Origin of the sequence: Extibacter muris, from assembly GCF_004345005.1 — a bacterium.
Taxonomy (GTDB): domain Bacteria; phylum Bacillota; class Clostridia; order Lachnospirales; family Lachnospiraceae; genus Extibacter; species Extibacter muris.
This window is the reverse complement of record NZ_SMMX01000018.1, coordinates 49,020-60,254: the sequence shown is the minus strand read 5'-3', so window position 1 is coordinate 60,254 and position 11,235 is coordinate 49,020. Positions and strand designations below refer to the sequence as shown.

The 11,235-nt window shown below is 47.3% G+C and carries 10 protein-coding genes; 9 read left to right on the top strand and 1 reads right to left on the bottom strand.

Translation table 11 applies throughout. From position 1 onward, the window contains the following. Positions 1-287 precede the first annotated feature (287 nt). The 3 genes from fba to E1963_RS16350 all read left to right on the top strand — a co-directional run bounded on the left by fba (position 288) and on the right by E1963_RS16350 (position 4,059). Entirely contained in the window at positions 288-1,151 is an 864-nt protein-coding gene (gene fba / locus E1963_RS16360) for a class II fructose-1,6-bisphosphate aldolase (RefSeq protein WP_066579994.1), read from the top strand. Between the two features lie 215 nt (positions 1,152-1,366). Beyond that, positions 1,367-3,478, top strand: coding sequence for a glutamine synthetase III family protein (locus E1963_RS16355; protein WP_132280283.1), 2,112 nt, complete (start codon positions 1,367-1,369; stop codon positions 3,476-3,478). A 119-nt stretch (positions 3,479-3,597) separates the two neighbouring features. Then, positions 3,598-4,059 (top strand): DUF1700 domain-containing protein, encoded by a 462-nt coding sequence (locus tag E1963_RS16350; protein ID WP_132280280.1) that lies wholly within the window; start codon positions 3,598-3,600, stop codon positions 4,057-4,059. 168 nt (positions 4,060-4,227) lie between these two features. Here E1963_RS16350 and E1963_RS16345 read toward each other — a convergent pair whose 3' ends face one another. After that, on the bottom strand, positions 4,228-5,031 hold the full coding sequence (locus tag E1963_RS16345) for an IclR family transcriptional regulator (protein ID WP_132280277.1): 804 nt from the start codon (positions 5,029-5,031) through the stop codon (positions 4,228-4,230). A 247-nt stretch (positions 5,032-5,278) separates the two neighbouring features. Here E1963_RS16345 and E1963_RS16340 point away from each other — a divergent pair, with 247 nt between their 5' ends. The 6 genes from E1963_RS16340 (at position 5,279) to E1963_RS16315 (ending at position 11,233) form a co-directional block, all read left to right on the top strand. Next, positions 5,279-6,166: a dihydrodipicolinate synthase family protein gene (locus E1963_RS16340; protein ID WP_132280275.1), complete on the top strand. Its 888-nt coding sequence runs from the start codon at positions 5,279-5,281 to the stop codon at positions 6,164-6,166. Positions 6,167-6,177: 11 nt separating this feature from the next. Continuing rightward, positions 6,178-7,167: a Bug family tripartite tricarboxylate transporter substrate binding protein gene (locus E1963_RS16335; protein ID WP_132280272.1), complete on the top strand. Its 990-nt coding sequence runs from the start codon at positions 6,178-6,180 to the stop codon at positions 7,165-7,167. Between the two features lie 77 nt (positions 7,168-7,244). After that, complete coding sequence (locus E1963_RS16330) at positions 7,245-7,718, top strand: tripartite tricarboxylate transporter TctB family protein (protein WP_132280269.1); 474 nt, start codon at positions 7,245-7,247, stop codon at positions 7,716-7,718. An 11-nt stretch (positions 7,719-7,729) separates the two neighbouring features. Further along, complete coding sequence (locus tag E1963_RS16325) at positions 7,730-9,253, top strand: tripartite tricarboxylate transporter permease (RefSeq protein ID WP_201272055.1); 1,524 nt, start codon at positions 7,730-7,732, stop codon at positions 9,251-9,253. 1 nt (position 9,254) lies between these two features. After that, positions 9,255-10,214 carry a bifunctional 4-hydroxy-2-oxoglutarate aldolase/2-dehydro-3-deoxy-phosphogluconate aldolase gene (eda, locus tag E1963_RS16320; RefSeq protein WP_132280266.1) on the top strand — a complete coding sequence of 320 codons (960 nt, stop codon included), beginning with the start codon at positions 9,255-9,257 and terminating at the stop codon, positions 10,212-10,214. 11 nt (positions 10,215-10,225) lie between these two features. After that, on the top strand, positions 10,226-11,233 hold the full coding sequence (locus E1963_RS16315) for a dihydroxyacetone kinase subunit DhaK (RefSeq protein ID WP_132280263.1): 1,008 nt from the start codon (positions 10,226-10,228) through the stop codon (positions 11,231-11,233). Positions 11,234-11,235: the final 2 nt, after the last annotated feature.

The following is an 11,235-nucleotide window of genomic DNA, read 5'->3' as shown; positions in this document are numbered from 1 at the left end:
TCTAATTACAGATAGAGGATATAGAAAAATTTTATATTTAATATCAAAAAATATCAGCAATAGAAAAAAGACCGTACATCAGACTTATCATATAAGAATTGTTAGACAGTCTGACGCACGGTGGTGTGAGAGGTCGAAATTTCCTCATCGGAGGAAATTTCTCCTACTCGATTATTGGTAAACATTATTGTGTTTTCGCTGGTAATGATATATAATGTTAAAAGCGAAACAATTACATTATATGTCGGCGGTCTGCCGCCATAGTGTAGGAATTGGAGGAATAATATATGTTAGTATCAGCAAAAGAGATGCTTGAAAAAGCGGTAGAGGGGCATTATGCGGTAGGTCAGTTCAACATCAACAACCTGGAATGGACGAAAGCGATTCTGCTTACGGCTGAAGAGTGTAAATCACCTGTAATCTTAGGTGTGTCTGAAGGCGCGGGAAAATATATGTCAGGCTTTAAGACTGTACAGGCGATGGTATCAGCTATGGTGGATGAGCTTGGGATCACGGTACCTGTTGCGACGCATCTGGATCACGGAAGCTATGACGGATGCCTGAAATGTATCGACGCAGGATTTACTTCCATCATGTTCGACGGCTCCAAATATCCAATCGAGGAGAATGTTGCCAAGACAAAAGAACTGATTGCCATATGTAAGGAGAAGGGAATGTCCATCGAGGCTGAAGTAGGAGCTATCGGCGGCGAGGAAGACGGAGTGATCGGACAGGGCGAATGCGCAGATCCTCAGGAATGCAAGATGATTGCTGACCTTGGGGTAGACATGCTCGCTGCGGGAATCGGCAATATCCATGGCAAATACCCTGAGAACTGGGCAGGATTAAGCTTTGAGACTCTGGACGCGATTCAGCAGCTCACAGGGAAGATGCCGCTCGTACTTCACGGTGGGACTGGAATTCCGGATGATATGGTCAAGAAGGCTATCGACCTCGGCGTGGCGAAGATTAATGTAAATACAGACTGCCAGCTATCATTTGCAGATGCGACACGTAAATATATTGAAGCAGGCAAAGACTTGGAAGGCAAGGGCTTCGATCCGCGTAAGCTGTTGAAACCAGGTACAGATGCTATTATGCAGACTGTAAAAGAAAAGATGGAATTATTCGGTTCAGTTGGAAAAGCTTAAGTCGCAGAATGAAATTTTTACTTGCCTTTTTCGGCTGATTGAGGTATACTAGCAGACGTAGAAATGAACAAAGGCGTTCCAACCGGTGTTGGGGTGCCTTTTTCTATGTGATGCAGGTGGCTGCGCTTAGCTGTGCCACAAAAGACTTTTGGGGAGACGGCAGGCTAGGCCCTCCCGAAGCTGTACGATTAAATACAAGAAAGGAAACGGAGAATATGAGCGAAGCGATTAATGTAGCTGAAATATTTGGAGAAGACGTGTTCAATGACACTGTCATGCTGGAGCGCTTGCCTAAAAAGGTCTATAAGGACCTGAAAAAGACGATTGAAGAGGGCAAAGAACTGGACCTGGCAACAGCAGATGTCATTGCGCATGAGATGAAAGAATGGGCGATTGAAAAGGGGGCTACCCATTATACGCACTGGTTCCAGCCTCTTACAGGCGTTACGGCCGAGAAGCATGATTCATTTATATCCGCTCCGCTGGACAGCGGCAAGGTGCTGATGAGCTTCTCCGGGAAAGAGCTGATCAAGGGTGAGCCTGATGCATCTTCCTTTCCGTCCGGGGGACTGCGTGCTACATTCGAGGCCCGGGGCTATACGGCCTGGGACTGTACATCACCTGCGTTCGTAAGGCATGACGCCGCTGGAGCCACCCTCTGTATTCCGACTGCTTTCTGTTCATATACGGGAGAAGCGCTTGACCAGAAGACGCCGCTGCTTCGCTCGATGGAAGTCATTAGCGAACAGTCGCTAAGGCTCGTACGGCTGTTTGGAAACACGACATCTAAAAAAGTGACTCCTTGCGTAGGGGCGGAACAGGAGTATTTTCTCGTTGACGGCGAGAAGTTCCGTCTCAGGAAGGATCTGATATATACCGGGCGTACGCTTTTTGGCGCCATGCCCCCGAAGGGCCAGGAGCTGGATGACCATTACTTCGGCACGATCCGCCAGAGGATTGCGGGATTCATGAAGGACACAAACGAAGAACTGTGGAGGGTTGGCGTTACGGCCAAGACGCAGCACAACGAGGTCGCACCGGCACAGCACGAGCTTGCACCTATCTATGCGCCGGCGAATATCGCGGTAGACCACAACCACCTGGTGATGCAGACGCTGAAACGTGTTGCCGGAAAGCATGGGATGAAATGTCTGCTTCATGAAAAGCCATTTGCGGGGGTCAACGGTTCCGGGAAGCATGACAACTGGTCTATTACGACGGACGACGGCAGGAACCTGCTGGAACCCGGCAAGACGCCGCATGAGAATATACAGTTCCTTCTCGTCCTCACCTGTATACTGAAAGCAGTGGACGAACATGCAGACCTCCTGCGTGAATCTGCGGCAGACCCCGGCAACGACCACCGGCTTGGGGCAAATGAAGCGCCTCCGGCTATCATATCTGTCTTCTTGGGCGAGCAGCTGGAAGATGTGCTTGAGCAGCTTATCAGCACCGGGGAGGCGACCCATAGCCTGAAGGGCGGAACGCTGGAGACTGGCGTCAGAACGCTGCCGGATCTGGCTAAAGACGCGACCGACAGAAACAGGACATCGCCGTTCGCATTTACGGGTAATAAATTTGAATTCCGTATGGTCGGCTCCCGTGATTCGGTTGCAGGCCCTAACGTAGTCATCAATACGATTGTAGCGGAAGCGTTCAGCGAAGCGTGCGATATTCTGGAGAAGGCCGACGACTTTGAGATGGCGGTCCATGATCTGATCAAGCAGTATGCGACAGAGCATTACCGCATCGTGTTCAACGGTAACGGATACGCTGATGAGTGGGTGGAAGAAGCAGCCAGAAGGGGGCTTCCGAATATCAGCTCTATGGTTGAGGCTATACCGGCACTGACGACGGAAAAGTCGGTCAGAATGTTCGAGAGGTTCAACGTATTTACAAGGGCGGAACTGGAATCCCGTGCTGAGATCAAGTACGAGAATTATTCAAAAGCGATCAATATAGAGGCCCGCACTATGATCGATATGGCGAGCAAACAGATTATCCCGGCTGTAATCCGGTATACGAAGAGCCTGGCGGATACGGTTGTGGCGGTAAAAGAAGCGGGAGCGGATATGTCCGTACAGTCTGGACTTCTGAAAGAAGTGTCGGCGCTGCTGGCAGATACGAAAAAGGCGCTGGAAGCTCTTATAATTGCAGCAGATAAGGCGGCCCGTATGGAAGAGGGGAAGGAACAGGCAGAGTATTATCATTCTGACGTTGTGCCTGCGATGGCCGCACTCCGCACTCCGGTTGACGCGCTGGAGATGATCGTCGATAAAGAAGCATGGCCGATGCCGTCGTATGGAGATCTGATCTTTGAAGTCTGATTCTTTAGAAATTGATTAGAAAAAATTAAGGACCTTGGGCTTGGAATGGCAGTTTATATATGTTATTCTAGGTTCAAGGTTCTTGTGTTTTACAGTGGTGACGTTAGGAGGATAAATGGATGACGCGGAATGAATTCTTGGAAAAGCTCCGGAATGCGTTGGAAAATGACCTTGGCGGGTCGGCGGTTCAGGATAATGTGGAATATTATAATTCTTATATAACGGAAGAAGTGAGGAAGGGCAGGACGGAGTCGGAGGTGGTCGACGAGCTTGGCGATCCCTGGGTCATTGCACGTTCGCTTATCGACGCTTCTGAGAATGCTACGGAAACATACGGAGGATATCAGGCCAAGGAAGCTGCGGGGAGACAGGGAAACGGGCAGGACTATGGAACAGGCGGCAGCATCCATGTATTTGGAATCGATTCCTGGTGGAAGAAGCTGCTTCTTGTACTTGGCATCATCGGCGTAGTGCTGATTGTCATAGCCGTGATTGGAGGCATCTTCAGCCTTCTGATGCCGCTGGTCGTTCCGATCATAGTTGTGATGCTTGTCGTCCGCCTGGCAGGGCGGCGCAAGTGAGAGAAGAGGGGGGGCTCCCCTCTTTTTTTTACGTTATAGGCGTACCCATAGGGGGCGCGATCAGGTAGCGGCTGAAGACAGGAGCTCTGGCCGCAGTATGGATATCAAGGAAGATATGGCAGCTGGTTTCCGGCTGCCATCTTTTCGATTCTGACAGCGCAGGTTCCGTCAAAAGGGAGAAGATACCTTAGAGGCGGGGAATTCCGATGCTTTACCGGACAGGACAGAACAGGTGCGGGACAGCATTTCGGCATATCCCGGAAGCAGCTCGTCTTTCATATTCATGACAGTACCGGAGATGCTGATGGCTGCAACGGCATGGCCGTTGTTATTCAATACCGGTACGGCAACGCATTTGACGTTGGGGGTTTCTTCTTCTAAATCGACTGCGAATCCCCTGGACTGAATCAACTCCACCTCTTTAAAAAGAGCTTCTTCGGTGGTGATGGTGTTTGGGGTCTTCGGGGGAAGTCCCCAGCGGCGGATGATGGCGAGCTGCTCTTCCCTGGGAAGGTAGGAAAACATCGCTTTTCCGCAGCCGGTGCAGTGCATGGGCAGGATTTTCCCGGAGATAGAGTAATTGGCCATCCGCTGTGTAGGGTACAGGCCCTCAAGATATAAGACCTGGCCATTGATATACGAAACTAGGTAGATGATTTCACCGGTTTTATCCTGCAGGTCTTCCAGAAAAGGAAGTGCATATTGTACTACAGGCAATGAAGAGCGCAGTAAATAACTAAGATTTAATATTTTATATCCCAGAGTATAGTTCTGCGTCACGGCATCTTTTAATAAATAGCCGGAATGTTCTAAGGTACGCACGAGATTAAGAGTGGTGCTCTTGGGATAAGATAATAGCGAACTGATCTGAGCAAGGGAAAGCTGAGGCTGCTCAACAGAAAAACAGTTCAATATATTCAATGCCTTTTGGACGGAATTTACCAATCCGGTGGTCTCTTGTCTATGTTCCATATAATCAAATCTCCCTGAAATAAGTATTTCTTAAATCATATAACGTTTTTGCAGAGGTGTCAATGCAATATAGGATGACGATTCAAAAAACTGAATAGTATACAAAAATAAATAACAGAAATTAGTAAAAAATGACTATAAAAATAATATTGACAGAAAAATAATTGTATATTATGATTTATTTGTAAACAGTAATAAAGAATGACATTCAGTATTACTGAACAAATAAACAGAAGAAGGGAGAAGCATGAAAAAGTTATATGGAGTAATCACAGCAATGACGACGCCTTTTACATCAACCGGAGAAGTTGATAAAGAGGCACTGGAGCAGCAAGTAGAATTTTTGATTTCTAAAGGCGTGAATTGCCTCTATCCGACAGGAACTACAGGAGAGATGTACTTGATGAGCGTAGAAGAAAGAAAACTTGTAGCGGAAACTGTTGTGAAAAAAGCGGCAGGCAGGGTCACGGTCTATATTCACGTGGGGGCGATGGCTCAGGAGGATACCATCATTCTTGCAAAACATGCGGAAGAAATCGGAGCAGACGGAATAGGAGTAGTCACACCAAGCTATTTTACGGTAGATGATCGGGCGATGGTGGAATATTACAGGGCAGTATCTTCTGTTGTTTCAAAAGAATTTCCGGTATATGTCTATGTGATACCGCAACTTGCACATAACGATATTACCCCCGAGACGATGGAGATTATCTGTAACGAGTGCATAAATGTAATTGGCGTGAAGTACAGCTATCCGGACATGACCCGCCTTCTGCAGTACCTGCGGGTAAATGATGGAGAATTTTCTGTAGTGTTTGGTGCGGATCATATGTTTCTGCCGGCCTTGGCCGCAGGGGCAGACGGGACGGTCTCGGGGTGTTCCGGCCCGTTTCCAGAAGCTTTTGTAGAAGTCTACAAGCAGTTTAAGGCGGGAGATATGCAGGCGGCAAAAAAGGCGCAGGACAAAGCGACTTCCCTGGCATGGCTGATGAAGGGTGGAGCTGACATGTCTATTTTCAAACATATTTTAACATTCCGTGGCGTGCGTGGCGGACATATGAAAAAACCTTTGCTAGATCTGACAAAAGAACAAGTGGAACAGTTGAAAAAAGATGTAGAAGTGTATTTGGATTAAGGAGGATGAATATGAAGCTTAAAAAAGTGATTTCATTAACAGCAGTTTGTGCCCTGGCATTGTCCCTGGCAGCGTGCGGAAGCAAAGGAGGAGATACCCAGGGAGGAAAGAGTGATTTCCCGGACGGGAAGCAGATATCCATTGTTGTTCCATATGCGGCAGGCGGGGCATCTGATACAACGGCAAGAATTTTCGCTACTCAGTTTGAAGATGCACTGGATACTTCGGTTACGGTAACGAATGTTGAAGGGGCTTCCGGGGCAATCGGGCTTCAGCAGGTGGCGGACAGCAAACCTGACGGATATACCGTATCATATATGCCGGTAGAGTCCACGATGCTAAAAGCACTTGGATATACAGAAGTCTCGACAGATGATTTTAAATTTATCGGGCGGGCGATGACTATCCCGGCAGCCATTACGGTGCGGGCTGACAGTGAATGGCAGACATTCGATGAGTTCATAGAATATGCAAAAGCTAATCCCGGGGAGATCCAGATCGGCAACTCCGGAACTGGTTCCATCTGGCACATTGCGGCGGCAACGGTAGAACAGGAATGCGGCGTTGAATTCACGCATGTACCTTTTGATGGTGCATCTCCGGCGGTGGCAGCGCTGCTTGGAAAAAATATCCAGGCGGTGGCAGTAAGCCCGTCAGAAGTGAAGTCCAATGTGGATTCAGGAGAATTCAGAGTATTGACGGTTCTTGGAGATGAGCGTTCGGACGTGATCCCGGATGTGCAGACGGCGTCAGAACTTGGCTATGATATTACGATTCAGGGATGGGGCGGATTTGCAGTACCCAAAGATACTCCGCAGGAGGTTGTTGACATTTTAAGTGATGCTGCAGAAAAAGCGATTAATTCTGATGAGATGACAGAAGTATTGGAGACGAACGGATTCACACCTGCGTATTTAAGCGGATCTGAGATGGATAAAGTGGCCTCCGGGCTCCTGGCAGATTATGCAGAGCTTATTCCGACACTTGGAATAACACAATAGCAGGACACCAGAAACAGATATGACATCCAGGCTGCAGGAAGTGCAGTCTGGATTGTCATAGAGAGAGGAGAGCTTGTATGCAAAAGAAATTAAAAGGTGATACCGTGCCGGGAATGATAACTATTTTGATCGGCATCTTTTTTCTGGTAAAGACCTTGGCAACAGATAATCTCTCTTTTGTCGCTACCACATCAGACGGTGTACCGGGAGCGGGATTTTTTCCCTGCATATTAAGCGGAGCGCTTATATTTTCCGGCATCATCCTAATGATCCGCGGTCTTAGGCAAAATGGGGAAAAACAATATGTAGCATTAGATGCTGAGATGAGAGGTAACATTAAGATATTGCTGCTGACAGTGGCGGGCTTGGCCGTATTCCTTGCATTCTGGTATCTGACGGATCTGTTTATTGTTGGAGTGCTGCTGTTTGCGGTATTTCTGAATAAACTATACGAGCGGAAATGGAAATATACGATTATTTATGCTGTTATATTTACAGTCTTTATTTATTTGGTATTTATGGCGGCATTTTCCATTGGATTCACAGTCTAGGGGGTGACGGTATGACAGCTAGCGTATGGATGGAAGGGCTGGGTCTGGTTTTGCAGCCGTCAGTACTGCTGTTTTTATGTGCAGGGGTATTGATAGGTACTGCGATTGGAGCTTTGCCGGGGCTTTCGGCGACGATGGGTATCGCTATTATGACACCGATTACTTTTTGGTTCGAGCCAGTGGATGGCTTTGCCATGTTGATGGGATTGTGGAATGCAGCAATATTTGCCGGAGGGATTTCGGCCATCCTGGTCAATACTCCGGGCACGCCGGCATCCATTACCCAGTCCTTTGACGGATATGCCTTATACCGACAGGGCAAAGGCGGTCTTGCATTAGGCGTGAACGTGATATTCTCATTTATGGGAGGAATAATCAGTACGATCTGCCTTATATTATTTGCAGATCCTATTGCGAAATTTACTGTATCCTTTGGACCTGCAGAATATTTTATGCTGGCGCTGTTCGGAATCAGTATGATGATCGCGGTTGCAGGCAATGACCCGTTAAAAGGGCTGGTGCTCGGATTCGCAGGGATCTTGCTTTCCTGTGTTGGGCTGGATCCTATTCTGAGTATTCCAAGATTTACATTTGGCTCTACAAATCTCTTGAAGGGGATTTCATTTATTCCGGTTATGGTGGGAATGTTTGGCATCGGAGAAGTGCTGTATCAGATTTTCTGCAGAAAACGCGAGAGCGAAAAAGCTGAGATGGAAGCCCGCAAGGTCAATTTGAAATTAGGGAGAATACTCCCGGATCGTAAAAAGATGTTAAGCCTGACGCCAAGATGTATCATAGTAAGTTTGTTTTCTACTGTTATCGGAGCGATTCCGGCAGCAGGCGGTGATATTGCATCGATAATCTGCTGGGGAAACAGTAAGAAGGTAAGCAAACATGCTGAAGAATATGGAAAAGGTTCGGTAGAAGGCCTTGCAGTCAGTTCCTCGGCTAATAACGGTGTTATCGGCGGTGCCATGACAACTATGATGACACTGGGGATTCCGGGAGATGCTGTTACAGCTATCTTGATTGGTTCGCTTACGATGTACGGAATGCAGCCGGGCATTAAAATGTTTACGGAAAATGCCGTATTCACCTCTCAGATTATGATACTGATGGTTTTGGCAAATATTGCGTTCTTGATATTTGGACTGCTTACGGCAAAAATATCTGCAAAAGTGCTGAATGTGGCACAGCCCACCGTTTGGGTGGCAGTTTCCATTTTGTGTGTGGTTGGCTCTTATGCATTAAATAACAGTTATTATGATGTATTGATTATGTTTGTGGCTGGGTTATTAGGGTTTCTTTTTAAAGTATTTGATTTTCCCACCGGTCCGTTCGTATTGGGGCTGCTGCTTGGAGGTATGCTGGAATCCAATCTAAGAAGGGCGTTGGTAATGTCAAAAGGAAGCTATGATATCTTTGTCACAAGACCGGTATCTTGTGTGCTGTTAATAGTAGTATTGCTTACATTCCTTGTTCCGGTGATAAAAGCAGCTATGACGAACAAGACATCAAAAAAGAAAGAGGTATGATATGGAAGTGTTTCAGCTTATTGGAGAACTGGGAATTGTGCCTGTGGTGGAAATGCCGGCTATAGAACTGGCAGGCCCGCTTGCCGGCATATTGATAAAAGCAGGGCTGCCTGTTATAGAAATCATGTTCAGAAATGGACATGCTGCGGAATCGATCCGTGCTGTAAAAAAAGAGTACCCTCAGATGTGCGTAGGGGCGGGGACCATCCTGACGATAGGACAGCTGGACAGCGCAATAAAAGCAGGGGCAGATTTTATCGTAACACCCGGATATAAGCAGGAGATAGTAGAAAGAGCCGGACAAATGGAGGTGCCCATCCTTCCTGGATGTGTAACGCCGTCAGAAATCGAGAACGGCATGGGAAACGGTCTGTCTGTATTTAAATATTTTCCGGTGAAGGCGATGGGAGGAAGTGCGGCGCTTAGAGAATTGGAGGGACCCTATCCAAACAGCAGATTCGTAGTCACGGGAGGACTGAAGATGTCTGAGCTGGAAGAGTATTTTTCGACGAAAAATGTGCTTGCCGCAGGAGGAGATTTTATTGCATCTTTTGATGAAATTAAAAATGAAAGATGGGAACAGATTGAGAAAAACTGCGCGCAGGCAATCCAATTGTCCCTTGGATTCCAGCTTGCGCATGTAGGAATCAATTGCGGCTGCAATGAGAACGGAGATAAGACGGCTGGCAGAGTTGCTGATATCTTTGGGCTCGCTCACCGTAAGGGTGCAAAATCCGATTTTGCAGGGAATGCTGTAGAATTCATGAAAGAAGATTTCCCCGGGAAATCAGGTCATATTGCTATTGGTACATATTCTGTAGAACGGGCAGTTCGCTACTTAAAAAGCAAAGGGATCCATATAAGGGAACGATACCGGAATATCGCTGAAGACGGAACGCTGATAGCAGCCTATCTGGAAGAGGAAGTAGAAAGTTTTGCAATCCATGTGGTTCGCAGATAAGGAGCATGACAATGAAGAAAATAATTAATAAACCAGAAAATTATGTCAAAGAAATGCTGGAAGGTATCTATACGGCACATCCGGATCTTGTGAGGTATACGCAAGATGATGTGCATTGCCTGGTAAGCAGATACAAAAAGGAAGGAAAAGTGGGAATTGCGACAGGGGGAGGCTCCGGGCATCTGCCGCTGTTTCTCGGATATGTTGGAAAAGGAATGCTGGATGGCTGTTCGGTGGGAGATGTGTTCCAGTCTCCAAGTCCGGAACAGATGCTGGCTGTAACGAAGGAGATTGATTCTGGAGCAGGAGTCTTATATATCTATGGCAATTATAATGGCGATATATTTAACTTTGATATGGCTGCAGAGCAGGCGGATTTTGAAGAGGATATAAGAGTGGAAAGTGTCGTTGCCGGAGAAGATGTGGCATCGCCTGCACCTGAACCGGGCAGGAAGAACACACGGCGGGGAGTTGCCGGAATCGTATTTGTGTATAAATGTGCAGGCGCAGCAGCAGAGGCTATGCAGAGCCTTGATGAAGTGAAAAGAATTGCAGAAAAGGCCGCTGCGAATGTACGGACGATGGGAGTGGCATTAACCCCTTGTGTCGTGCCGCGGGTGGGGAAACCAGGTTTTGATATTGCGGAGGATGAGATGGAAATCGGCATGGGCATCCATGGTGAGACGGGAATCCGACGTGGGAAGATAGAGACTGCAGATAAAATCACGGAAGAGATACTGGAAAAGATCTTGGAGGATCTACCCTATCAGCCGGGAGAGGAAGCGGCAGTGCTTGTAAATGGCCTGGGCGCCACTACTTTAGATGAACAGTATATCGTAACTGGTAAAATTCATGAAATATTAAAGGGACGCGGGATAAAAGTACACAGATATTATGTGGGGGAATATGCGACTTCCTTGGAAATGGCGGGCCTGTCTATTTCCCTTCTGAAGCTGGATGATGAACTAAAAGCGTATCTGGATGCACCGGCCCACACTCCATTTTTTGTACAGGTATAGGT

Coding starts and splice junctions, on each gene's coding strand:
- fba (WP_066579994.1), top strand. CDS start 288: ATGTTAGTATCAGCAAAAGAGATGCTTGAAAAAGCGGTAGAGGGGCAT.
- E1963_RS16345 (WP_132280277.1), bottom strand. CDS start 5,031: ATGGAACATAGACAAGAGACCACCGGATTGGTAAATTCCGTCCAAAAG.
- E1963_RS16335 (WP_132280272.1), top strand. CDS start 6,178: ATGAAGCTTAAAAAAGTGATTTCATTAACAGCAGTTTGTGCCCTGGCA.
- E1963_RS16330 (WP_132280269.1), top strand. CDS start 7,245: ATGCAAAAGAAATTAAAAGGTGATACCGTGCCGGGAATGATAACTATT.
- E1963_RS16325 (WP_201272055.1), top strand. CDS start 7,730: ATGACAGCTAGCGTATGGATGGAAGGGCTGGGTCTGGTTTTGCAGCCG.
- E1963_RS16340 (WP_132280275.1), top strand. CDS start 5,279: ATGAAAAAGTTATATGGAGTAATCACAGCAATGACGACGCCTTTTACA.
- E1963_RS16315 (WP_132280263.1), top strand. CDS start 10,226: ATGAAGAAAATAATTAATAAACCAGAAAATTATGTCAAAGAAATGCTG.
- E1963_RS16355 (WP_132280283.1), top strand. CDS start 1,367: ATGAGCGAAGCGATTAATGTAGCTGAAATATTTGGAGAAGACGTGTTC.
- eda (WP_132280266.1), top strand. CDS start 9,255: ATGGAAGTGTTTCAGCTTATTGGAGAACTGGGAATTGTGCCTGTGGTG.
- E1963_RS16350 (WP_132280280.1), top strand. CDS start 3,598: ATGACGCGGAATGAATTCTTGGAAAAGCTCCGGAATGCGTTGGAAAAT.